Genomic DNA, 23,748 nt, shown 5'->3' on the forward strand with positions numbered 1-23,748 from the left:
GCGGACGATGAACATTGAAACGCATTTAAAATCTTTGCAACAGCATTAACCTTGACGCCGGGACGCTTCAGCCTGCAAAACAAAGTATCACTTCGGGGCTTGATAAATGGCCTCGAGCGGCCAATCTTTTGACCGTAAAACAACCTCCCTGCAAAGCCTTATGAGAGCAACGTGCGATCACCGTCATTTCTGAGTAATGCCTGGTTCAAGCGCCGTAGTGCCGAGAATCAAACCGCTCTCTGCGTTGGCAAGACATGCCGGTGCAGTTTCGAGTTTGTTTCGCGTTTGAGGGCCGGGCCTTCGATTGCCCGCGGATTGGGTGAAGCGTTCGACGTCTTATGTGATCGTCTTGGCCCGACGGAGGCTGACCTGATTTCCTCCGGCCCGCTCGTTGATGAGCATGATGGGGCGGAGCGCCAATGGTATAGCCTGCGTCACTGGTCAAACGGTAAAGCCACATCCACCTCTCCAATCCCGATCGATGAATCGACGGTCATGGACAGCGAATATCGCCATTTGTCGCGCGTGCGTTACGTGGGCGAGATCGGCATCATCGCGCATGTCAATGAGCGGCGCAATGTCTGGGAGGACCATATCGCCGATATTGACGCCTTCCTCACCACGGCCGCCGCGTTGCTGGAAGTTGATCTGACCTATCGCAAGCTTCTTGAAAATCTTCCTTATGATCTGCTGAGTCACCTCCCGAAATGGGAGTTGTTTCAGACAGAGGCGGAGCGCCGCATGGCGCGGCTCGATTTCGACAATGCCCCGGCGACCTTTATGGCGATCCGCATCGAAAATCTTTCCACGATCCCGGTTGAGCAACTCAAAGCGGTCATGACGCAGATTTCCGAACGTCTCAAAATGACTGTCCGACCGACTGACCTCATCGGCCAGCTTGATTCACAGACTTTTCTGATCATGCTTGATGGCGCAGACCGCTTCGCTGCCGCGGAAAGGGCGGAAGATCTCTGCTCCCGCCGGGATTATGCGACGCCGCTCGCCTCGACCCTCGCCCTCAAAATCGGGTTGGTAACGCGTGAGGCGCATAGCGTTGACACTTTGGAGACGTTTCTTGAACGTGCGTGCCTGGCGCTTTATAAAACGGCGTCCTCACGCTCCTGCTGGTCGTTCTTCCACGAAAATGCTTAGTCAGCATCCACTTTGATGAGTGTGCCGGAGCCTTTCCGCGTGAAAAGCTCCAAAAGGCAGGCATGCGGGACGCGTCCATCCAGAATGACCGCCGCATCAGCGCCAGCCTGCACCGCCTCCAGGCAGGTTTCAACTTTCGGGATCATACCGCCGGATATCGTTCCGTTCTTGATCCGCGCCCGCGCCTCACTGGCGGTAAGTTCGGGGATGAGATGCCCGGATTCATCCAGCACACCCGGCACATCTGTCAGCATCAGAAGGCGAGATGCATTGACGCTGCCCGCAACAGCACCGGCCACCGTGTCCGCATTGATGTTGAAGGTCTCCCCTTTCTCACCATAACCAATCGGCGCGATGACCGGCGTCAGGCCGGCACCGAGGAGAGAGAATAGAACGCGGGGGTCAATTTCCGCCGGTTCACCGACAAAACCGTAATCCGGCGTCGCGTCGTCTGTCGCCACGACATGCTTGCGTTGCGTCAATTTTCGCGCCTTGATGAGGCCGCCATCTTTACCCGATATCCCCACCGCCAAGGCACCGGCGCGATTGATCAATTCCGCAACCTGTTTATTAACGCTGCCACAAAGCACCATTTCAACGATATTGATGCTCTCTTTATCCGTGACACGCAAACCGTCAATGAAGCGCGATGGGAGTTTGAGTTTGTCCAGCATGGCGCTGATCTGAGGACCCCCGCCATGGACCACAATCGGGTTGATGCCCACCAGTTTGAGCAGGGCGATATCGCGGCCGAAAGCACTTGATAACTGCATGCTGCCCATGGCGCTACCGCCATATTTGACGACAATCGTATCCCCGACATAACGCCGTAAATAAGGCAGGGCGCTTGTAAGAAGCGTCGCCTGGCGCTGCTCATCCCGATAAAGATCGGCGTCAGAAGATTTATCGGTGTGGTCGTCCATAACGTAACCTTGTCAAACAATGTGACGGGCGGCGGGTGCGTCAATGAGACGCGCCACCTCGGCCCGCAGCAGGGGAATGCCAGAGCCGGTCTCGCTACTCGTCCAGATGCTGAACGGATAAGCGGCCGGATGTTTGCGGATCGTCTCATCCACCTCGCGCCGCTTTGCCGCGAGAGCTGCCGGTCTGACCTGGTCACATTTGGTCAGAATAAGCTGAAAAACCACGGCAGCGTGATCCAGAAGCGTCATCGCCTCCAGATCAACTTTTTTAAGCTCAATCCGAGCATCGAGCAGAAGGAAGACACGCGCGAGGCTGGGCCGACCGCGAAGATAGGCGAACATCAGCTCCTGCCAGTCTTCCTTCACCTGCTTCGCGGCTTTCGCGTAACCATATCCGGGCATATCAACAAGAGAGACATCACCGCCGAGATTGAAGAAATTCAACTGCTTCGTGCGGCCCGGTTCAGAGGAAGCACGCGCGAGGCGGTTCCGCCCCGTCAGCGCGTTGATCAGGCTGGATTTCCCAACGTTTGACCGCCCCGCAAACGCAATTTCAGGCCCACCCACCGGGGGTAACATCTCCAATTTCTGGGTTGCGAAATAAAACTCGCACGGCCCGGCGAAGAGGAGACGACCACGCTCAATCTCCTCGTCCGAAAACGTCGCAGGATCTTTCTGAGTCATTTTTTTCCGGTCTTCACGCGCTTGCCACGTTTCGCGGCCGCATCGACGCGCGCCTGAATGATCCGTTGCTGAAAATAACTCAGAATATTGTTCCAAGTATAATAAATGACAATCCCGGCTGAGAGACGCCCGAGGAGGAAGGTGTAAAGCACGGGCATGAACTGCATTACACGTTGCTGCGTCGGATCCATGGTGACGGTGCTCTGCTTCTGCATCAGCCAGATGGTGATGCCGAAAAGCAGGGGCCAGATGCCGACTTGCAGCATGGGCGTGATCATTGTCGGGTTGAACGGGATCAGCCCGAAGAGATTAAAGATATTTGTCGGGTCAGGCGCTGACAAGTCACGCACCCAGCCAAAAAACGGCGCGTGGCGCATCTCGATCGTGATGTTAAGCACCTTATAGAGACAAAATGCCACCGGCGCCTGAACGAGAAGCGGCAGGCAGCCCCCGGCCGGATTAACGCCCTCTTCCTTGTAAAGCGTCATGATCTTCTGGTTCATCGCCATCTGATCATCTTTAGAGCTTTCGCGGATGGCCTGGATTTTCGGCGCCAGAACCCGCATCCGCGCCATGGAGGCAAAGGATTTGGTCGCAAGCGGGTAAAGAATAACCTTGATGATCAGAGTCATGATCAGCAATGCAATGCCAAAATTACCGACCAGGCCGAAAAGCCAGTGCAATACATGGAACATGGGGCGGGTCAGGAAGGCGAACCAGCCGAAATCCACCGCCTTGTAGAAATAAGGAATGTGAAGCTGATTGGTGTAATCATCCAGAAGCGTCACTTCCTTCGCACCGACGAAAACCGCGCTGCTGCGAAGGCCGCTTTGATGGGCCGCGATGATGACGGGGTGTGCAGCCGCAACATCAACGGCGTATTCTCCGCCTTCTTCCTCCCCCTGGAACTGATATCGCACCGCGACATCATCCTTCTGATCCGGGATGGCGGCTGTCAGCCAGTATTTATCCGTAATGCCCGCCCAGCCACCATGACTGTCAGCCGCCCATGACACGTGATCGGGGTTTGCCGTCCCTTTTCGCATGTCTTTGTAAGAACCCTCATTGAGACGGTCATTGACGACGGCAATCGGCCCTTCATGGACGATGAAGCTCCCCTCATCATCAGGCTTGTAATCACGCTCCGTCCGGGTGAAGGGCACAACGGAAACCGCGTGGCCCGTATTATTCTCGACCGACTGCGCGATGGAGAAGAGATATTTGCGACTGAGCGAGATTTTGATTGAAAAAACCAGTCCGGCACCATTATCCCAGTGCAGGGTAAGAGGGTGATCCGGGTCGAGGCGTGATGAGTCCCCGGTCCATTCCGTCTGCGCGTTCGGGAGTTTCAGGGCCTCGCCCGGCGCCTGACGCCAGCCAATTTCGATAAAGCCCGGTCGTTTCCCGTCAGCCGATTCAAGCAGCCTTACATGAGGGCTGTTTTTATCGAGCGTCTCGCGATATTGCGTCAGTGACACGTCATCAATACGTGCCCCGCGCAGGCTGACGGACCCTGTCATGGCGGGAGAGGTAAAAGCGACGCGGCGCGCGGGCCCGGAGGGCGCGACTGCAGGCGCGGCAACCCCCATCGCCGACTGCGCCCCCGCAGAAGCTTTGTCCCCGCTTTTTGCATCGACCATTTTGGTCGCGGCAGGCGGCGTTTTATCCGCAGGCTTCGGCACGAAATAATCGAAGCCGAAGAGAACAGCCGCGGCCAGAGCCAGAGCAATAAGGGTGCGCTTAATTTCCATAAACCCGACGCCGGTCTTCCATGTCAAAACAAGGCGAGAGCAGAAACGCGTCGCGCCACGAGAATATGCAGCCACCCACGCGCGGGGGTCCGGCGGTCAGGCTGAGCCCTTCTTTACCTCCGGAACCGGATCATATCCACCCCGGCATAGGCGATTACATCGTAAAATACGTCCTACAGCGAGAATAATCCCTTTTTGCAAGCCGTGACGCTCCAGGGCTGTGCGCGCATAGACGCTGCAACTCGGCTCGAATCGGCAATTTGCGCCAAGAGAAGGACTTATGGCGTATTGATAGAATTTGATGAGGGCGACAAGCCCTTTAACGACCAAAGTCCCAGGCCGGAATTTGAAACGGCTAGGGAAGGACATCCAGCTTCCTCAGACTATCACGCATATCGCGCAGGAGCTGGTTGAAAGGTAATTGCCGGGTTGCGGCGCGACCGATGACGACGATATCGGCCGGGCGGCAGGTGGCTTCAGCAATCGTCAGCCTCAAAGCTTCCCGCAAGCGACGCTTTGTGCGATTGCGCGCCACCGCATTGCCGATTTTTTTCGTGGCCGTAAAACCGGATCGAAGACCGGAATTGGCGTCAGTCTCAAGCGATTGCAGCACAAGGCTGCGCGTGGCCGCCTTGCGCCCTTCGCGCGCGACACGCAGAAACGCCGACCTCTTTTTGAGGCGCTGTGCAGGCCGCGCGGTCAAAATCTGACCCTCAGGCGGAAAGCTTTTTACGGCCTTTTGCGCGACGGTTATTAATGACCCGACGCCCACCGACCGTCGCCATACGCGCCCGGAAGCCATGACGACGCTTGCGAACGAGCCGAGATGGCTGGAAAGTACGCTTCATAAACTTGATCCCTCAACAAAAAAGTTGCCAGAGGCAACCGTTTAAGTCCATCACTCAACCGTCGGGCCTGCGCCAGACCCTGTAAAGATGGTGCGGTTTTTACGGTGCGCCGGGGCTGGTGTCAATCCAAATGCACATGCCCGGCCGGAGACAGGAGGTAAAAATGAGCGATGATCACGCGCGGCACGATATTAAAAATGCGCTCGCGACGGCTGTCCTCGCAGCAGACTCCCTCACCGGCCATGCCGACCCCCATGTCAGGAAAAACGCGCTGATGATCATTGAGGCCATAGAGACCGCCTTGATTCATCTGCGCGCCACGCACCCTCAGAAAGGCTGACCGGGTTTTGTCTCGATCAGTTCGACTTTATATCCGTCAGGATCTGCAACAAAAGCGATGACGGTTGTGCCGAATTTTACCGGTCCCGGCTCCCGCGTTACCTTGACACCCACTTTGCGCAATTTATCCACGACAGTATGGATATCTTCGACGCCAACGGCCAGATGTCCGAAACCATTGCCGAGGTCATAAGGTTCTGCCTGGTCCCAATTATGGGTCAGTTCAACCTCCGGCCCGTCGCCGTAACCGAGATAGACCAGTGTATAACGTCCATCGGGCACATCGCGTCGGCGGGTCTCCTCCATACCGAGAGCTTTGTAAAAATCCACGCTGCGATCAAGCGCGCGCACGCGAATCATGGTGTGAAGAAACGTCGCCATAAGCGTCTCCTTAACTCAAACTTATCCATTTATGTTTTAACGGGGCTCAATACCCATCAGAAAAAGGCGACGCGCATTGGCCTCAGCCACGCATTGCGCCAGATCTGTGAAGAGCACCCCATCGGCCTGATAGGCAATACCGGCCAGCCCGCTTTCAGCAGCAAGCTGGATCGTGCGCGGCCCGATCGTTGGCATATCGGCGCGCCTCTCCTGCCCCGGCTTTAACATTTTGAGCAGGATACCGCCGGGGCCTGGCTGACGCAAGGCCGCGCAACGCTGTAACATCGCGTCCGTGCCCTCCAGCGCCTCCACGGCAAGGACAAGCCCGGACTGTACCACACAGCCCTGCCCGATATCCAACCTGCCGAGCGCCTTGACGACATCAACCGCGCGCGAAATATCCTGCGCGTCATCAGCGGAAGGAGCCAGGGGCGTCAAAACGCCTTTTGGTCCCAGCGCCTGCGCTAAAAATTCATGCGCGCCACGCACATTAAACCCTTCCTCCCCCAGGACACGCACAATGGCGCCGAGGAGACCGTCATCCCCCGCGAAAACCGCGCGCCCCATCCGGGCGAGGAGGCGTGCGCCTTCCTTATCCGGTTTGAGATCACGCAGAGCGGGACGTTTGACAGGGCCGATCAGGACGATGTCCCGGCATCCCGCATCGCGCAAAGCACGGATAATCTGGCCCGCTGCCGCGAGACGATAAAAGCCATGAGGCCACTGCGCGATGAGGTCCGGGTCCACAAAGCCTTCGAAACCCACAATAAAAACTTCCCCCCCCTGCGCCGTAACCGACTCGGCCACAAGGGCGGGAAGAGGCCCGCCGCCTGCCAATATGCCAAGTTTTGGGGGGATCAATCCTGAAATGGTTCGCCTTCCCGCCTGCGAAGACCCGAGACTTTAACCAGGCCACGACGGCTTTTAGCTTCCATGAAATCGATGATTTCTTTCACGCGGCTGTTCTTCTCGTAATTTTTTTTGACCTGGGCCAGCCGGCTCGCAAACACGTCCGCATCCGCGTCTGAGCCAGGTTTTGAGGACGCGCGTGAAGCGTCGAGATAGCGGGGATAAAGATCAAGATAAGCTTGTCGCATCTCCTTCATCTCCGGATGCGAGACACCCTGCCTTTTCAGCCAGATCCAATGCAGCCCGACCAGGCGGGCGCGATTTCCGAGGACACATCCATAGGGAATGACGTCCGCCTCCACACCACAGAGGCCACCAACAAGCGCGCCCCGTCCGATGCGGACAAATTGATGCATGGCCGCCGAACCCATGATGCGCGCGCCATCGCCAATTTCGACATGTCCCCCCATGACGACATTATTGACAATGATGACGCCGTCACCAATGACGCAATCATGCGCAATATGAGAGTTGGCCATGATCAGGCAATGCGCACCGACTTTTGTGCTCGATATCCCCTGTGTCGTGCCCCGGTGAATGGTGACATTTTCCCGGATGATGGTGCGCTCACCAATCTCGCAACTTGCGGGTTCACCGCCATATTTAAGGTCTTGCGGGGCCATGCCGATGGTCACGAAGGGAAAGACCTCCACCCCCTGCCGTAAGATCGTGTGCCCGTCAATAATCACATTGGCATGAAGCTTGACATTTTCCTCAAGGACCGCGTTCGCGCCGACGACACACCAAGGTCCAATTTCGACATTTTCACCGATCTGGGCATTAGGGGCGATGATGGCGCTCGGATGGATGGAAGATAGACGCGACGGGTCAGACATCGAAAACTCTTTCAGACGTAAATCAGTCCTTGATCATGGCGCTGAAGGTCGCCTCAGCCGTTTTCTGGCCAGCAACGAGCGCCTCCCCCTTGAAGCGCCATATTCTTCCACGCTGCTGGATTTCCTCAACATGGATACGGAGTTGATCGCCAGGACCGACAGGTTTGCGGAATTTGGCGTTTTCAATCGTCATGAAATAAACAATTTTGCCCTCAGCATCCGGCCCCTGCGACAGCACGACCAGCGTTGCCGCGGTCTGCGCCATGGCCTCCACAATCAGAACACCGGGCATCACCGGATGTGACGGAAAATGTCCGGCAAAAAACGGCTCATTGATTGTGACGTTTTTGACCCCGACCGCCGAAATCTTGCCGTGCTTATCCTTGGATGTCAGGTTCCGCAGATGGATATCCTCCATGCGGTCGATAAGTAAAAAGGGGTAGCGATGCGGAATCGACGCCATGATGCGCGCAATATCGATCGATTCAATGTGTATAGAGCCTTGTCCGGCTTCCTGCACCGCGCCGCCCTCCCCTTTTCCCGTCGCATCAGAATTCGAACTCACGTTATTTTCCTAAACTCAATGGCCATAACTTGTCACGATATCTTAAGCTGTGACGTTGTGTGGCTGGAATGAACTGAAGGCAATCTAACAAAATCCGGTCGTCAGCGCTATATAGCGGGTTTTTCGGGGATTGGCGGGGCTGATCCGGCCTCTTTCTTTTCCATTTCCCTTTTTGTCGCTTTGCGCACCCATGCCACATTACGGAAAAATTCCCGGAACGGCATGGCGGGGCTCCCGATCATATCGGCACCCGCATCAACATCCGACATCACGCCGCATTGCGCCCCGATCCGGGCTTTGGCGCCGATTTTGATGTGGCCGATGAGACCGGCCTGGGCCGCGATCGTTACGAAATCACCAAGTTCTGTCGAACCGGAAATCCCCGCCTGGGAGACGACGATACAGCATTTACCGAGGATGGCATTGTGGCCAATCTGCACCAGATTATCAATGCGCGTCCCCGCACCGATGACGGTGTCACGCATTGAGCCACGATCAATCGTCGAGTTGGCGCCGATTTCAACGTCATCCTCAATAATTACGCGCCCGATCTGCGGAACAGCCTCAAAACCGGTCGGCCCGACCGCGAACCCGAAACCATCCTGGCCAATCCGCGCGCCAGGGTAAATGATGACGCGCTCACCAACGAGACTATATTCCAATGAGGCATGCGCACCGATGCGACTGTCATGCCCGATATGCACGCCCGCCCCGATGACACCATGCGCTGCGACGACGACATGATCGCCAAGCTTCGCGCCATGCTCAATGACGGCAAAGGGGCCGATTTCGACATCTCTCCCAAGATGGGCTGTCTCCGCCACACACGCTGTTGGATGGATGCCGGGGCGGACACTGCGCCGGGGGTGAAAGAGTGTCGCAACACGCGCCCATGCGAGGTACGGGTTTTTTGTCACAAGAGCCGTGCAGTGGGGCGGGACTTTATCCGCGAAAGCAGGTGTAACGATCACCGCGCCCGCACGTGTCGATGTCAGAAGTGGCAGATAGCGGCGATTATCGAGAAAACTGACTTCCGCCGCTGTCGCCGCCTGAAGAGGTGCCACACCATGTAATGCAAGCCCGGATGGTGAGTCGGCACCAGGCCTGATTTCCGCCTCGGCCTTCTCAGCCAGGACCGAGATATTGAAAGGGCCCGCACGGTTAAAAAAACGCCGATCGCCCGGCAGACCCGTCTCATCATGTAACGTCATGAGTTACTTCTTGCTGCGAAGCACAGATTTGGGCGTGGAGGACGCTGCCTGCGCCTTCGCCTGCAAGGGGATGCTTTCATCCTCGATGTCAGCAGTTGTCGGCATTTTGCCGGATTTTGCGAGCACTTCCGGATCCACATCCGCCGCGGGTATGAAGACGTGCGGCAAGATCTTGTTAAGCTGCTTCGCCGTCTCCTGCGTGATGTCCTGCCCCTCAACATGCAAAGCAACCTGCTCACCATGATAAACGAGGTTCATGCTATGCGAGGCGGCGACCTGACGCACGATCCGAACAAGCTCACGCTCAATCTGGTTGAGCGAGACGTTGGCAGCCTCCTGAATGATGCGGGCACGATTGGCGAAATCCCGTTGCGCGCGCGCCCGGCGCTCCTGCAAATGACGCTCACGGATCTGGATCTGCTCTGACGACATTGTGCGGGCATTTTGCTGGAGTTTCTGCTGTTCAGCCCGCCAACTGGCCTGCTCCTTCTGCGCGGCTTCCGCCAATTTGTCACGGCGCGCACCAAGGACGCGCTGTGCCTCCTGCGCGGCGACGGACATCTGCATCACGGTCGGAATACTGATGACGCCAATGACGGCTGGCGGTGGCGGCGCAGCCTTCGGCAGATCCGGTGAGTCAGGGATCGGCGGCGCCGGCAGGATAGGCGGCGCGTCGGAAGGTTGCGCTTCAGCCTGGTTCTGAGGCGCAGGTGCGGGCGCTGGCGCACGTGCCGGAGCGGGGTTTGCGGGGCGGGAGGCTTTCGGCACAAACCAGCCACCCTGGGTGGCGGGCGCTGATTGCGCCGCGAGGCTGGCTGTCGGGCTCACACCCAGCATCGCGACCAAAGCAATATAACGACCTGAAATGGCCATAACCCTGAACTCCTCTAGAATGTATCTCGACACCACGCGGATTTTTACCCGGCTTAAAATTGCTGACCAAAACCGAAACGAAGCGGGTAAAGACGGTCGTTTCTGGATTTTCTGATCGGGACGGCGGCATCGATATTTACCATACCAAAGGGACTCTTCCAGGTGATGCCGAAACCTGTCGAGACGCGCGGCGTCATACTATTGCCGGAAATTGGCGTGTAATTACTGTCACTCGGGTTTGTGTGACGTTGACGCAGGCGCAGCCCGGAGAGGCTACCCGCATCAATGAAATAACGCCCTGAAATGCCGATTGCGTCTCCCGCGGGGAGCGGGAAATTAAGCTGCGCAGATGCCGTGTAAATGAAGCGCCCCCCGATCAGATCTTCCTGACCGGCAATCGGGCGATATTGCTTCTGGCCGTTCACGTAATAAAGCTCATGGGCTGAGCGCGGCCCGGCACCACCTTGCAGGAAGCCACGAAGATTGGCGCCCCCAAGATAGAAGTTGTCGATGATGCTGACATCGCCGCTTTTGCTCCAGTCCCCCATATAGCCCGCACCGGCTTTAAACTGCAGGCCCCAGTCATGCGTGCCGGTCAGGCTATCGAGCGGAACGTAATATTCCCCGTCCGCTTTCGCGCGGGCATATTTGACATTGCCACCAAGCCCCGCGAAATCCCCGGTAGCGCGCAAGACAAAGCCGCGGCGTGGCGTCATGCGATTATCCCGCCGGTCATATGACAGGGTCGTGCTCAACTGGGAAAGCAGAGACCAGCCAATGGACTGCTGAACATAGATTGATGGCACATAGGCGTAATCATTATTCTTCGTCGCATATTTGCTGAGGTAACTGCCGACACTGACATGACGGTCAATCAGGGAGTAGCTCCAGGATTGCGAGAGATAATTATTGAATGCGTAGCCGAACCGGAACGTCATACCGATCTGATCCTGATTATAGGATTGATAGGTCTGGTTCGTGTTCTGAATCCAGAAAATATCTGCGCCCGCAACAATATTGCGCCCGAGGAAATACGGGTCCGTGAAGGAAACGTTCGCCTGCTTCTGCCAATAGGCGATTGAGCCGGACACACCGGCATCCATGCCCGTGCCGAGGAGATTATGCTGCTTGACGGAGCCATTCCCGATCGGCCCGACATCCGTTGCGTACCCGCCACCGAGTGAGAATTCTCCGGTCGGCTTCTCAACCACATTCACGCCGATATTCGATTTATCGGGTGCTGAACCCTGAGATTGATCGACGGAGACTGATTTGAAAAAGCCGAGATCCTGGAGGGAGGCTTTTGAGTATTTCTTATCGAAAGGCGTATAAGGGTCGCCCTCTGCCATGGGCAGTTGGCGCCGGATCACATCATCTTTTGTGACCGTATTGCCGTTAATATCAATCCGCTCAACATAGACTTTCGGACCTTCCATGACTTCGAATAGAAGGTCGACCGTCTTTTTCTCAGGGTTGCGGGCGATATCCGTGCGCACCATCGCGAAGGGATGGCCGCTCGCCTGAAGCTTCTCCTGCATGCTCGTCGCATTTTTACTGATCGCCGTGCCATCATACCATTGATGGGGAAAGAGTTCGAGATACTTCGTGACATCCTCTTTTTTGACGTGCTTGAGGCTTGAGCTGACATCCATCTTACCGATGTGATAGCGCGGCCCTTCATGCACGGTGAACGTGATGATGAAGTTCTTGCGATCAGCAGAGAGTTCCCCCGTCGCATTCTCCAGGCGGAAATCAACATAGCCATTATGGAGGTAGAAGCGCCGCATAAGCTCCGCATCGTACTTCATGCGCTCAGGATTATACTCATCGGAAGAGGAGAAAAAGCGGTACCACTCCGTCTCTTTCGAAGAGATGACGGAAGCAAGACGCGCCTGCGAGAAAGCCTTATTGCCGACGAAAACAACCTTATAAACAAGCGTCTGGCGCGACTCATTGATTTTATAGATGACGTCAACACGATTATGGGAAAGCTTGATGATCTGCGGGATGACGGTCGCCCCGTAACGCGCCTTTGACGCGTATAGATCCAGCAGCTTCTGACGATCGGCGGCGGCGGCCTGCGACGAGAAGACAGCACGCGGGCGCAGGGCGACTTCCTTCTGGAGATCGGCATCCTTGACCGCGCTGTTCCCTTCAAAGGCAATGCGATTGACGATCGGGTTTTCAACGACATTGACGACGAGTTCATTCCCCGCGCGGTTGATCGTCACATCGCTGAAGAGACCTGTCGCGTAAAGCGTCTTCAAGGTGCGGTCAATTTCATCCGCACTGAACCGATCCCCAGGTTGCACAACCATGTAGGACAGGATGGTGCCTGTCTCGATACGGTGATTGCCCTTGACGGTGATGACTTCAACCATATCGGAACGCCCATGGGCGCGCGCGGCACGACTCGCCTCCGCGTCAGAAGAGTCGCGACGGGCGAGCGCATCTTCCGACACGTTGGATAAGATGCAAATCGAAGCCATTAGGACGAGGCGCTTACACGTCAAGATGCACATTCTCCGATTATGACAATCTCTGAGACAAGGTCATCCCAGATAATTGCGTGTTTTGCAATGCGGTCCGCGCCAAAACGGCCTATTTTATGCCCAATATGTCGCAGCTTGTGACGATGCGCCCTGGCGCGGCGTCAGGCACCGCGCAGCCATCGAAAAAGCCCGATATTCAGCAGGTCATTAAATGTCGAGAAGAGGAAGAGCGCTGCGATGAGCGCGAACCCGACATAATACGCCATTTCCTGCAATTTCCGCGGGACGGGTCGCCGCAGGACCGCCTCAAACGCGTAAAAGACCAGCCGCCCGCCATCCAGGATCGGGATGGGGAAAAGATTGATCAGGCCGAGATTGATCGAAAGCACCGCCATGAAATTCAGGAGGCTCGCAACTCCCAGATGCGCCACCTCACCGGAAAGCTGCGCGATGCGGATGGCACCCCCGAGCTCCCGCGAGCTTCGTTGCCCTGTCAGCATCTGGCCGACGCCCTGCAGAGTCTGCACAGTAACATCCCAGACCTGCTGCGCACCCGTGACGACGGCATCTTTCAGGCTGAGCGGCGCGCCAGGCTGGAGCTTGAAACTCACCCCCATCATCCCTGCATGGGCGGTATCCTTCGCTGCCGGGTCCCGTCCGATCGTGATGGGAAGGGTCAGGATTTGTCCTTCCCGGCGGACCTGCAAGGTCGTCACCTCACCCGCCCGCTTGGAAGCTTCGGCGCGGACATCGCCCACATTCAGCATTTTGAGGCCGCCAATGGCCGTGATGACATCGCCCGTCTTCACCCCTGCCCGTGACGCGGCGCTGTCCGGCAGGATCTGCGCGATGCGGTCACTCAGCTTTGGCTGACCGAAAAAGCTGAATAAAGCGACGTAAAGGATGAAAGCGAGGAGGAAATTGAAGAGCGGCCCCATGACAATGACGAGTGCGCGGGAGCCAACTCCCTTCTCATGAAAGGTTCTACCCTTTTCCCAAGCGGCCTGTTGCGCTGGTGTGGCATCCTCAGGCCCTTCAAAGCCATGCGGTTTGACATAGCCCCCCAAAGGGATGGCGCTGATGCACCAGGCCGTGCCGGTCCGGTCATGCCACGTCCAAAGCTTGGGCCCGAACCCGATTGAGAACGTATCCACTTTAATACCGCGCCATTTAGCGGCGAGGTAATGACCTAATTCATGAATAAAAACCAGGACATCGAGAACAAAGGCAAAGGCAATAAGAATGTGCATCACAGTGTCGATCTCACTTGAGGTAGTTAAATATGAGGAGAAACATCGGCGCGTCGGGTCACGGGCCGATCCCGCTTTGAGATGCAGCTTTGGGCGCGCTTGCGGGCCTCCGCGTCCCAGTGAAGCACTGCATCCAGGCTTTCAATGGCTGGTGCGCCAAGTTTTTCAAGCGTGTATTCAATGACTTCCGCAATATCGAGAAAGCCGATCCGACGCTGAAGGAAGCTCTCCACCGCCACCTCATTCGCGGCTGAGTAAATTGTCGGCGCACCATGACCGGCGCGAAGGGCCTGCCGGGCGAGACGGAGCGCCTTGAAACGCGTTTCATCCGGTTTTTCAAAACTCAGCGTCGCCAGCTCAGCAAGGTCAAGACGCGGGGCTTTCGTCGCGAGGCGTTGATGGCCGCCCAGCGTGTGCGCGATTGGCACGCGCATATCATTGGCGCCAACATGCGCGATCAGGCTGCCATCCCGATATTGCACGAGTCCATGCACTGCGGATTGCGGGTGCACGAGCACATCGATCCGCGCATCCTCAAGCTGGAAAAGCCGCGCCGCCTCAATCACCTCAAGCCCCTTATTGGCCATCGTGGCGGAGTCGATCGTGATTTTCGCCCCCATGGTCCATGTCGGGTGTTTCAGCGCCTTTTCCGGCGTTGCGCGGCGCATCTCCTCCAGATCAGCCCGTATGAACGGGCCGCCCGATGCGGTGAGGATGATTTTTTCGACATCCTGCGCGTCATTGCCCTGTAGACATTGAAAAATCGCATTATGCTCTGAATCGACAGGCAGTAATGTCGCACCCGCCTTTTTGACGACGCGCAACATGACATCGCCCGCACTGACAAGCGCTTCCTTATTGGCGAGGGCGATGTCCCGCCCATTGGCCGTCGCTGCCAAAGTTGGCTCAAGCCCCGCGGCGCCGGTGATGGCCGCCATCGTGTAATCCGCCGGGATGGACGCCGCTTCGATAACCGCCTGACGCCCTGCCATGCATGTCGTTTCCGTGCCCTTCAAAGCGGATTTGAGCGCACCGAGAAGGGCCTCATCATGAATGACGGCATATTCTGCCCGTAACTCACGCGCCTGTTCCGCCAGGAGGGCGACATTGCGCCCGCCGACGAGGGCCCGTACGTGATAAAGCGCGGGCTGTTCCTTGATCAGCGCGATCGTTGAACAACCGATACTGCCCGTGCTTCCCAGAATGGTGACGCTGCGTGGGGGGGTGGACATCAAAATACAACTCCGGTCGTAAAACGAAAGAAGATCATGGCAGAATAGCCGAAATCAGATCCTGCCAGGCGGAGAGAAACGCGAAACACCAGAGGGGCTGATGGGTCACGCCAATGGTCAGCAGGGCCGCAAAAGGCGCCGCGACGAGGAGCCCGTCCAGACGGTCAAGAAGCCCCCCATGCCCCGGGATGAGACGCCCGGAATCCTTGACGCCCAGCCATCTTTTGGTCGCACTTTCCGCCATATCACCTGCCTGCGCCACCATCCCGAGAAAAGCCCCGGTAAGAAATCCGCCAAAGAGGCAACCGGGTGAGAAGATGACTGCCCAGATCAACCCGACAAGGGCGGCGCCGGATAACCCGCCCAGCGCGCCTGACCATGTCTTGTTCGGCGATATGCGCGGGGCCAGCTTCTTGCCACCGATGAGGCGGCCGGCAAGATAGGCGAAACTGTCGCTTGCCACCACGACGGTGACAACAAACCCCGCATGGATCAACCCGGTTTCCGGCCAGAAACGAAGATAGACAAGGCTTGAGACACCGAGGCAGATCGGCACGATCAACCCCAGGCAGCGCCAACCGAAAATCCATGACACGCTGCAGACATAGATGATCTCGCTCCATGCGCCGCGTTGCGCCATGGCGACGCAGATGACGGGCCAGGCGCAGAGGAGGACACGACGCCATTGCGATATGTCATCCCCTGACTGTGACAGCATGGTCGCGCCCTCATAGGCAAGCCCGGCACCGAGCAACGCCATCGCAAGTCCGAAGATCACCCCCCCTTTGATGAGCACGAATGCGGCAATCGGAATCATGACCGCGGCGGAAAGAAGGCGTGATCGAAGATCGGACCAATGCCCTGACTGAGCCTGTCCAGTTTTCACTTACATGCCTCCTCATCAAGCCGCCCACCATAACGCCGCTCACGTGAAGCGTAATCAGAGAGGAGCTGCTCAAAATGATTTTCCGTAAAATCGGGCCAGAAAACATCCAGAAAGGCCAGTTCGGAATAGGCGCTTTCCCAAAGCAGAAAATTGGAGAGACGCTGCTCCCCACTTGTCCGGACAATCAGGTCCGGGTCAGGAAGGCCATGTGTCTGGAGGCAGGAGGCAAATTGCACTTCCGTGATCGTGGCGGGGTCGATCTTCCCCTCGGAGGCCATGAGGGCCAGCTTGCGCGCCGCCTGCAGCACGTCGCTCCGCGCGCCGTAGGAAAGCGCAAGGACGAGTGTCAGGCGCTGATTTCGGGAAGTCAGTTTTTCCGCCCGGCGGATTTCATCCGCGAGATCCGTCTCGAAACGCGATAATTCTCCGATGACGCGCAACCTGACGCCTTCCGCGTGAAGTTCCGCCACTTTATGGCGCAGATAGTACCTCAGAAGCGCCGTCAGATCACTCACTTCATCCGGCGCGCGACGCCAGTTCTCGGAGGAAAACGCATAAAGGGTCAGGAAGGAAACACCGTGCTCCAGCGCCGCCGTCACGCAGCGCCGCACCGCGTCCGCGCCCGCGCGATGCCCGAAAACCGTCGGTTTTTTGCGCGTGCGTGCCCAACGCCCATTGCCATCCATAATGAAAGCAATGTGGCTTGGCTTCGCGATGCGCGTCTCGCGGGTCCGGACAGGCTTTGTTGACACGATGGGCACGTTGGGCTCTTATACCTGCTTGATTTCCTTTTCCTTCTCGGCAAGCGTCTCATCAACCGTTTTAATGAAGCGATCCGTCAGTTTCTGCACAGCGTCTGACCATGTCTTCATGTCGTCCTGGCTGATATCGCCTTTCTTCTCACGATTTTTGATCTGCTCCATACCGTCCCGGCGCACGCCGCGGACGGAAATACGTGCATTTTCCGCATAGCGCCCCGCCGCGCGGGCCAGCTCCACCCGGCGTTCTTCCGTCAATTGCGGAATCGGCACGCGGATCGTCTGGCCATCGGAAGCCGGATTGAGCCCCAGCCCTGCATCACGTATGGCGCGCTCCACAGCGCTGACCAGCGTCTTATCCCAGACGGAGACGGTCAGCATCCGGGCTTCCGGCACCGCGATTGACCCCACCTGGGTCAAAGGCACCTCACTCCCGTAAGCCTCGACCCGCACAGGCTCAAGCAGGTTGGGACTGGCGCGGCCCGAGCGCAGACCGGAAAGGTCACGTCGGAAGCTGTCAATCGCGCCCTCCATACGACGGGTCAGATCGTCCTGTAGCGCGTCAAGTCCGGTGGACATGGTTGTTTCTCCTCCTCGAAACCTCTTTTACTTCGTGGGGGCTTTTATACCGCCGCGTCAATCCGCGTAAATGGCCCCTTCCCGCGCATGACATCCTGAAATGCACCAGGCGCGTGAATATTGAAGACAATGATCGGCAATCTATTTTCTCGCGCGAGGGAAATCGCGGCCGCATCCATCACATTGAGGTCGCGTGAGAGGACATCCATATAGGTCAATGTGTCATAGCGCTTGGCGGCCGTGTCTTTTCTCGGATCGGAGGAATAGACACCATCAACCTGCGTACCCTTGAATAAGGCATCGCATTCCATCTCACTCGCGCGCAGGGCGGCCGCCGTGTCCGTTGTGAAAAACGGATTGCCCGTCCCGGCCGCGAAAATCACGACTCGCCCTTTATCCATATGGCGCACGGCGCGACGCCGGATATAGGGCTCCGCAATGGCGGACATCTGAATGGCGGACATGACGCGCGTATCCACTTCGAGGGCTTCCAGCGCATTCTGCATCATCAGCGCGTTGATGACCGTTGCGAGCATACCGGCATAATCGCCCTGTGTGCGGTCCATCCCCTTTGCCGCCGCCGCTACACCTCGGAAGATATTTCCGCCACCGATCACCAGACAGACCTGCGCCCCCTGCTGCGCCACCTCCGCCACATCCGCCGCGATGGCTTTGACAACCGTCGGATCGATCCCGAAAGACCCGTCACCCATCAGGGCCTCACCGGATACTTTCAACAATACGCGACGGTAGGGAAGGGTCATGATGTCTCGAGCCTCTCTTGCTTGTCAGATCACTTTAATCAGATTTCCGTCTCTCTTAAAGCGCCCTCCCTTTTGTCACAAGGCCCGTCAGCTATCGTCCAGCCCGATGGCACGCAGGCGCGCGCCCTCCTCATCCCACTTCGCACGTTCCTTGACGTTCAGGAACAGATGGCAGGGTCGCTCCAACAAGCGTGTCAGATCCTGACGGGCGCGCAATCCGATGCTTTTGATTTTCTGCCCGCCATCACCGATCAATATGGCCTTATGGCCGGCGCGGGATACGTAAATCGTGACGTCGATACGGATCGAGCCATCCGGACGCTCCTGAAAACTCTCCGTCTCAACCGTCGCCTGATAGGGGATCTCCTCATGCGTCTGCATGAAAATCTGCTCTCTCACCAATTCAGCGGCAAGCAGGCGGTCGGGTAGATCTGTCAAGTCATCCGGCGGGTAAAGATAAGGCCCCTCCGGCAGCGCCTTCGCCAGGGCCTCTATGAGATCGTCAACGCCATCTCCTTTACGTGCACTGACCATAAAAAGGTGCTCGAAAGACAGGGACGCGCGCAATTCGTCCGCTAAGGGCAGTAAGGCGGCGCGCGGCACCGCGTCGGTTTTATTCAGCACCACCCAGCAGCGTCTCTTCTGCGCCGCGAGCGTGTCGATGATGGCGCGCAGCTCCTCTGTCATGCCCGCGCGAGCATCAATGAGAAGCACGGTGACATCCGCATCCTGCGCCCCCGTCCAGGCGGCTGAGACCATGGCGCGGTCCAGCTTGCGGCGTGGTTTGAAAATACCCGGCGTGTCCACAAGCAGGATCTGCGCCTCACCCCGCATCAGGATCCCCATAATCCGGAAGCGCGTTGTCTGGGCCTTGGGGCTGACGATAGATAATTTCGCGCCTGCCATGCGGTTCAGGAGCGTTGATTTTCCCGCATTTGGCGCGCCGACCAATGCGACAAACCCGGATCGGGTTGTCATGACATATCCTTCTTTAAGTCAGTTTCTCGCCGTAACAGCCGCATCAGGGCCGACGCGGCCGCGCTCTCCGCCAGTCTTTTACTGCGCGCCGTGCCTTCCGCACTCAAGGCGAGGGCCGAGACGCGCACAGTGAATTGCGGCGCATGGGACGGCCCTTCCGTGCGGATCGTCTCATAAACGGGTAAAGTGCGGTCATTTCCCAGAACAAATTCCTGAAGAGCCGTTTTGGGATCTTTCGGCGGTGTGATCTGCGCTTCCATAATCGACGCCCAGTGACGATGCACGAAGCGCCTGACAGGGTCGAGCCCCCCATCAAGGTATAGCGCGCCGAGAATAGCTTCCATCGCGTCAGCAAGGACATTCGCAAGGTGGCGGATGCCCGAGCGCTCCTCATGTTCCGCGATATTCAGCATTTCCGACAGGTCAAGCGCTTCGGCCACCGGGGCCAGCGCGTTGCGTGAGACGAGGGCCGCGTGACGCGGGCCAAGCGCGCCCTCTGTCTCATCCGGAAAGCGCTCCAGAAGCCATTCCGCCACAACGAGGCCGAGGACGCGATCCCCGATAAATTCCAACCTCTCATTTGAGGCGAGGCTTTGCCGAGGGTCCGCCCGCCGCGCAGGACGTCGCCCACCACCTCGCAGGGCCACGGCGGAGCGATGCGTCAAGGCACGCTCCAGAAGGGCGGCGTCTTTGAAAACGTAATCCAGACTTGTCTGAAGGCGTGTCAGAGACACCTTCAGATGCGGTGATGGAAGAGCGGACTTCCTCGGAGACGACATAAATCCGTTATTTCACGACAGAGAAGAGGCGGGACCAGCGAATTTCCGCAGGCCAGTGCCAGATCTCCCAAAGAGGGTGGCGGGCATCGAAAGAATAGAAAACGAAACGCGCCTTACCGACGAGGTTTTCCATCGGCACATAGCCCAGCCCGTCTTCATCCTGAAAGCGACTATCAGCGCTATCGTCCCGATCATCCCCCATCGCGAAGAAGTAGCCCTGCGGCACGACATATTCTTCCGAGTTATTTGCGAAACCGGCCTGCGACCATTGGAGAATGTCATGCGTGACCGGCTTTCTACCGTCGGAGCCCGGGAGGACCTCCTGATAGAGAATACCGCGCAGCAAGCGGCGATTTTCATCCTGGATTTCGTAAGGTCGCAGGGGTGTGCGGTCGATCAACTGGTCATTTACATAAAGACGCCCCTCGCGCATCGCGATCCGATCGCCCGGCAGGCCGATAATGCGTTTGATGTAATCGATCGACGTGTCATGCGTGTATCGAAATACCGCGACATCCCCGCGATGCGGTGCTTTATCGGCTATGCGACCATTGAAGAGGGGCGGCGCAAAGGGAAAAGAATAACGGGACCAGCCATAATCAAATTTCGTCACAGCAACGTAATCCCCCACAAGCAATGTCGGGATCATGGAACCGGACGGGATTGTGAAGGGGGCGATGATCAACGTCCGTATCGCCAGAATGACGATGATTGTCGTGATGAGAGATCTCAGAACTTGCCACCAGCTCTCCCGCTTGGGGGCGTCCTCGTTATTATCCTGATTTATTGATGACATGGTGACCTTTACCTGCGCAACATGCGCCATCGCCCTTAGGGCGGGTTGGGAGGAAAGCTGTCTTTATCGATTTCCTGCGCTTCGATAAAGACCTGCGCGACAGCGTAGGGATGTTCATCCGTTAAAGATAGAAAAATGACGGCGCGTCGCCCTGGCGGCGTTATCGCATTCAGACGCGCGCGGGCGCCACCGGTCAGGACCAGTGAAGGCTGGCCGGTTGGTAGATTGACCACCTCAATATCCTGAAGAAAGACGCCCTCCGAAAACCCCGTCCCGAGGGCTTTCGCGCAGGCCTCCTTTGCGGCCCAACGTTTGGCCAGCGTGCCGAAACGACTCGGCCCCTGACGCCGCAAGGCCCGCTTCCGCTCATTCGGCGTAAAAACCCGATCAAGAAAGCGCCCGCCATGGCGCTGGCAGGCTTTCTCGATGCGGTTGATGTCGCAAATATCCATGCCCGTGCCGATAATCATGCCCACCTCAACTCTGCGCCCGTTCGACCTGAATCACCCCTTCGACAGAGCGGAGCGCGGTCATGATGGCGAGGAAATGCCGCAGATCCTGCACTTCAACGTCAAAAATAATTTCTAGAAAATCGAGCTGGCGGTTGACGATGCGGATATTTGTGACGTTCCCGCCATGTTTATTGGCGACGTTCGTCAGGCCGGAAAGCACGTTGGTTTCATCCGCCGTGATGACACTGAATCGCCCGGGAAATTTCAACTGGCTGTGCTCGAGCTTTAAGGCGTCGTAATTCCAGTCAACAGACAGGCGCTTTTCCGGCGATAAACGCGACGCGTTGATATTCTGACAATTGCGCCGGTGAACCGTCACCCCCCGCCCCTGCGCGATGGCCGCGACAATCTGATCCCCGGGCAGAGGGTGGCAGCACCCGGCGAATTGCACATCAATGCCATTCCCCACCCCGGCAAGGATGGCCGATGCCGCACGACCGCGCGCCGAGGCGGCATTGGCCGCAGCAAAACGCGATGTCAGGCCCGGCACCATGCGCGGCGCACGCGGTAACAGGCGCAATTCGGGGTAAGCGGCGTTCAGCACTTCACGCGGGGTGATCTGATTACCGCCGACCGCGACGTAAAGATCCTCAACGGTCAGGTATTTGAGGGCTTTGAGCGTCGTCTCGATGATTTTTTCGCTACCATCCACCCCTTCCTGCCGGAAGAGTTTGGCCAGTGCGGAACGCCCCTGATCAATATTGTTCTGTCTCTGCTGCAGGGCGATGAAGCGCCTGATGCGCGCCCGGGCTTTACCCGTGACAACGAAGCGCTCCCAGGTTGGAGAAGGCACACCGCCCCGCGCGGTCATGATCTCGACCTGGTCACCATTCTGCAGCTCATGCCGCAGGGGCATCAGGCGGCCATTGATTTTTGCCCCAACGCAGGCATCCCCGACCTGGCTATGCACCGCATAGGCAAAATCAATCGGGGTTGCGCCACGCGGAAGGGAGATAAGCTGACCTTTCGGCGTGAAGCAGAAAACCTGATCCTGATAAAGCTCAAGCTTGGTGTTTTCGAGGAAGTCTTCCGGCGCTTCCGAATCTTCCAGAATTTCGAGAAGATCCTGCACCCAGCGCATTTTGACCGATGTGAGCGGGGTGACTTCGGTGGACGCTGCGTGGGCGGACGGGCGCTCTTTGTAAGCCCAATGCGCGGCGACACCATTCTCGGCGAAATTATGCATTTCCGGCGTGCGGATCTGCACTTCGATTTTCTGGTTTCGCGGCCGGGAGAGTGTGACGCCTGTATGAAGGCTTTGATACCCATTGGCTTTGGGCGTGGAAATATAATCCTTAAAGCGGCCCGCGATCATGGGATATGTCGCGTGGATGGTACCTAACGCCGCATAACATGCCTCCCGCGTCGGCACGATGATGCGGAAGGCCATGATGTCCGAAAGCTGCTCAAACGCGACATTGCGTTTCTGCATCTTGGCCCAGATTGAGTAAGCGGATTTTTCACGCCCGCGAATTTCGACATCATGAAAATCCGCCTTATGCAGCAGCGCCAACAGGTCCTGACAAATCTGCTCAATAATGTCGGCGCCGTGCCCGCGAAGATAATTCAGTCGCCGCCGGATTGTCGCATCGGCTTCAGGCTCCAGCTCTGCAAAGGCCAGGTTCTGAAGCTCCGTCTTGACGCGATCCATACCGATGCGCTCAGCCAGCGGCGCATAAATATCCATCGTTTCCCGCGCGATGCGCAGGCGGCGGTCTTTACGCTCCACATAATGGAGCGTGCGCATATTATGCAGGCGATCCGCCAGTTTGACGATCAGCACGCGGATATCGCGCGACATAGCCAGGACAAGTTTGCGGAAATTTTCGGCCTGTTTTGTCCGGTCGGATTGAAGCTCAAGACGCGTGAGCTTCGTCACGCCATCGACAAGGCCGACAAGGTCATTCCCAAACTCGTTTTTCAGGACGTCCCTTGTGACGAGCGTATCTTCAACCGTGTCATGCAGAAGCCCGACAGCGATGGCCGTCGCATCCATGCGGAATTTGGCCAGAATATTCGCAACGGCGAGGGGGTGGACGATATAAGGGTCGCCATTATCCCGCAATTGCCCCTCATGGGCTTTGCTGGCCACGTCATAGGCGCGCTGGATGAGGTCCAGCTCGCCTTCCGGGATGTATTTCTGTAACCGGGTGAGAAGCCCGTTTATCGAAATGACGGGCGTGTTCCCCAACCCGTTTCGATGGGCGCTGGGCTGAAGTCCAGACGACACGTCAGCCCCCTTTCCCATCT

Annotated in this window: 26 protein-coding genes; 2 read left to right on the forward strand and 24 right to left on the reverse strand. The window is 57.4% G+C overall.

Translation table 11 applies throughout. The features are described 5' to 3' along the window. Nucleotides 1-171 precede the first annotated feature (171 nt). Nucleotides 172-1,152: a GGDEF domain-containing protein gene (locus N5W20_RS04855; RefSeq protein WP_319807782.1), complete on the forward strand. Its 981-nt coding sequence runs from the start codon at nucleotides 172-174 to the stop codon at nucleotides 1,150-1,152. On the opposite strand, the gene argB is transcribed toward N5W20_RS04855, so the two are convergent. Genes argB through rpmH form a run of 6 tightly spaced genes read right to left on the reverse strand, consistent with a single transcriptional unit; the run spans nucleotide 1,149 to nucleotide 5,358 of the window. Then, nucleotides 1,149-2,075, reverse strand: coding sequence for an acetylglutamate kinase (argB, locus tag N5W20_RS04860; protein ID WP_319807783.1), 927 nt, complete (start codon nucleotides 2,073-2,075; stop codon nucleotides 1,149-1,151). The two genes, N5W20_RS04855 and argB, sit on opposite strands and share 4 nt — an antisense overlap. A gap of 12 nt (nucleotides 2,076-2,087) precedes the next feature. Continuing rightward, nucleotides 2,088-2,759: a ribosome biogenesis GTP-binding protein YihA/YsxC gene (yihA, locus tag N5W20_RS04865; RefSeq protein WP_319807784.1), complete on the reverse strand. Its 672-nt coding sequence runs from the start codon at nucleotides 2,757-2,759 to the stop codon at nucleotides 2,088-2,090. Continuing rightward, entirely contained in the window at nucleotides 2,756-4,585 is a 1,830-nt protein-coding gene (gene yidC / locus N5W20_RS04870; RefSeq protein WP_319807785.1) for a membrane protein insertase YidC, read from the reverse strand. The genes yihA and yidC overlap by 4 nt, the downstream gene beginning before the upstream one ends. Before the next feature lie 21 nt (nucleotides 4,586-4,606). Beyond that, complete coding sequence (gene yidD, locus N5W20_RS04875) at nucleotides 4,607-4,879, reverse strand: membrane protein insertion efficiency factor YidD (RefSeq protein ID WP_319806054.1); 273 nt, start codon at nucleotides 4,877-4,879, stop codon at nucleotides 4,607-4,609. Beyond that, nucleotides 4,866-5,213 carry a ribonuclease P protein component gene (gene rnpA, locus N5W20_RS04880; protein WP_319806055.1) on the reverse strand — a complete coding sequence of 116 codons (348 nt, stop codon included), beginning with the start codon at nucleotides 5,211-5,213 and terminating at the stop codon, nucleotides 4,866-4,868. Before rnpA ends, yidD begins: the two co-directional genes overlap by 14 nt. A gap of 10 nt (nucleotides 5,214-5,223) precedes the next feature. Further along, the gene (rpmH, locus tag N5W20_RS04885) at nucleotides 5,224-5,358 is read right to left on the reverse strand and encodes a 50S ribosomal protein L34 (RefSeq protein WP_319806056.1); all 135 of its coding nucleotides are present in this window, start codon (nucleotides 5,356-5,358) and stop codon (nucleotides 5,224-5,226) included. Between the two features lie 163 nt (nucleotides 5,359-5,521). On the opposite strand from rpmH, the gene N5W20_RS04890 reads away from it, so the two are divergent. Next, nucleotides 5,522-5,698 (forward strand): hypothetical protein, encoded by a 177-nt coding sequence (locus N5W20_RS04890; protein ID WP_319806057.1) that lies wholly within the window; start codon nucleotides 5,522-5,524, stop codon nucleotides 5,696-5,698. Here the strand turns inward: N5W20_RS04890 and gloA are convergent. The 18 genes from gloA to N5W20_RS04980 form a co-directional block, all read right to left on the reverse strand. After that, nucleotides 5,686-6,078: a lactoylglutathione lyase gene (gene gloA / locus N5W20_RS04895; RefSeq protein ID WP_319806058.1), complete on the reverse strand. Its 393-nt coding sequence runs from the start codon at nucleotides 6,076-6,078 to the stop codon at nucleotides 5,686-5,688. The two genes, N5W20_RS04890 and gloA, sit on opposite strands and share 13 nt — an antisense overlap. Nucleotides 6,079-6,114: 36 nt before the next feature. Further along, complete coding sequence (locus tag N5W20_RS04900) at nucleotides 6,115-6,939, reverse strand: LpxI family protein (RefSeq protein WP_319806059.1); 825 nt, start codon at nucleotides 6,937-6,939, stop codon at nucleotides 6,115-6,117. After that, complete coding sequence (lpxA, locus tag N5W20_RS04905) at nucleotides 6,936-7,823, reverse strand: acyl-ACP--UDP-N-acetylglucosamine O-acyltransferase (protein ID WP_319806060.1); 888 nt, start codon at nucleotides 7,821-7,823, stop codon at nucleotides 6,936-6,938. Before lpxA ends, N5W20_RS04900 begins: the two co-directional genes overlap by 4 nt. Before the next feature lie 22 nt (nucleotides 7,824-7,845). Further along, nucleotides 7,846-8,286: a 3-hydroxyacyl-ACP dehydratase FabZ gene (fabZ, locus tag N5W20_RS04910; protein WP_319807835.1), complete on the reverse strand. Its 441-nt coding sequence runs from the start codon at nucleotides 8,284-8,286 to the stop codon at nucleotides 7,846-7,848. A 209-nt stretch (nucleotides 8,287-8,495) separates the two neighbouring features. Then, nucleotides 8,496-9,599: a UDP-3-O-(3-hydroxymyristoyl)glucosamine N-acyltransferase gene (lpxD, locus tag N5W20_RS04915; protein WP_319806061.1), complete on the reverse strand. Its 1,104-nt coding sequence runs from the start codon at nucleotides 9,597-9,599 to the stop codon at nucleotides 8,496-8,498. A 3-nt stretch (nucleotides 9,600-9,602) separates the two neighbouring features. After that, on the reverse strand, nucleotides 9,603-10,472 hold the full coding sequence (locus N5W20_RS04920) for an OmpH family outer membrane protein (RefSeq protein WP_319806062.1): 870 nt from the start codon (nucleotides 10,470-10,472) through the stop codon (nucleotides 9,603-9,605). Nucleotides 10,473-10,525: 53 nt separating this feature from the next. After that, nucleotides 10,526-12,961, reverse strand: coding sequence for an outer membrane protein assembly factor BamA (gene bamA / locus N5W20_RS04925; RefSeq protein WP_319806063.1), 2,436 nt, complete (start codon nucleotides 12,959-12,961; stop codon nucleotides 10,526-10,528). A 164-nt stretch (nucleotides 12,962-13,125) separates the two neighbouring features. Next, nucleotides 13,126-14,214, reverse strand: a complete 1,089-nt coding sequence (gene rseP / locus N5W20_RS04930) for an RIP metalloprotease RseP (RefSeq protein WP_319806064.1) — start codon at nucleotides 14,212-14,214, stop codon at nucleotides 13,126-13,128. A 26-nt stretch (nucleotides 14,215-14,240) separates the two neighbouring features. Further along, nucleotides 14,241-15,446 (reverse strand): 1-deoxy-D-xylulose-5-phosphate reductoisomerase, encoded by a 1,206-nt coding sequence (gene dxr / locus N5W20_RS04935; protein WP_319806065.1) that lies wholly within the window; start codon nucleotides 15,444-15,446, stop codon nucleotides 14,241-14,243. 34 nt (nucleotides 15,447-15,480) lie between these two features. Next, a complete protein-coding gene (locus tag N5W20_RS04940) occupies nucleotides 15,481-16,332 on the reverse strand; it encodes a phosphatidate cytidylyltransferase (RefSeq protein ID WP_319806066.1) in 852 nt (283 codons plus the stop codon). Further along, nucleotides 16,329-17,018 carry a polyprenyl diphosphate synthase gene (uppS, locus tag N5W20_RS04945; protein WP_319807836.1) on the reverse strand — a complete coding sequence of 230 codons (690 nt, stop codon included), beginning with the start codon at nucleotides 17,016-17,018 and terminating at the stop codon, nucleotides 16,329-16,331. The genes N5W20_RS04940 and uppS overlap by 4 nt, the downstream gene beginning before the upstream one ends. An 84-nt stretch (nucleotides 17,019-17,102) precedes the next feature. Further along, nucleotides 17,103-17,669, reverse strand: coding sequence for a ribosome recycling factor (gene frr, locus N5W20_RS04950; RefSeq protein ID WP_319806067.1), 567 nt, complete (start codon nucleotides 17,667-17,669; stop codon nucleotides 17,103-17,105). A gap of 44 nt (nucleotides 17,670-17,713) precedes the next feature. Continuing rightward, nucleotides 17,714-18,433: a UMP kinase gene (gene pyrH / locus N5W20_RS04955; RefSeq protein WP_319806068.1), complete on the reverse strand. Its 720-nt coding sequence runs from the start codon at nucleotides 18,431-18,433 to the stop codon at nucleotides 17,714-17,716. Nucleotides 18,434-18,520: 87 nt separating this feature from the next. Further along, nucleotides 18,521-19,411, reverse strand: coding sequence for a GTPase Era (gene era, locus N5W20_RS04960; protein ID WP_319806069.1), 891 nt, complete (start codon nucleotides 19,409-19,411; stop codon nucleotides 18,521-18,523). After that, nucleotides 19,408-20,190: a ribonuclease III gene (rnc, locus tag N5W20_RS04965; RefSeq protein WP_319806070.1), complete on the reverse strand. Its 783-nt coding sequence runs from the start codon at nucleotides 20,188-20,190 to the stop codon at nucleotides 19,408-19,410. Before rnc ends, era begins: the two co-directional genes overlap by 4 nt. Nucleotides 20,191-20,197: 7 nt before the next feature. Then, on the reverse strand, nucleotides 20,198-20,986 hold the full coding sequence (lepB, locus tag N5W20_RS04970) for a signal peptidase I (protein ID WP_319806071.1): 789 nt from the start codon (nucleotides 20,984-20,986) through the stop codon (nucleotides 20,198-20,200). A gap of 35 nt (nucleotides 20,987-21,021) precedes the next feature. Next, entirely contained in the window at nucleotides 21,022-21,456 is a 435-nt protein-coding gene (gene acpS / locus N5W20_RS04975) for a holo-ACP synthase (protein ID WP_319806072.1), read from the reverse strand. Between the two features lie 7 nt (nucleotides 21,457-21,463). After that, entirely contained in the window at nucleotides 21,464-23,746 is a 2,283-nt protein-coding gene (locus N5W20_RS04980) for a RelA/SpoT family protein (protein ID WP_408869385.1), read from the reverse strand. Between the last annotated feature and the right edge of the window lie 2 nt (nucleotides 23,747-23,748).

The organism is Candidatus Kirkpatrickella diaphorinae (genome assembly GCF_025736875.1).
Lineage (GTDB): Bacteria > Pseudomonadota > Alphaproteobacteria > Acetobacterales > Acetobacteraceae > Sorlinia > Sorlinia diaphorinae.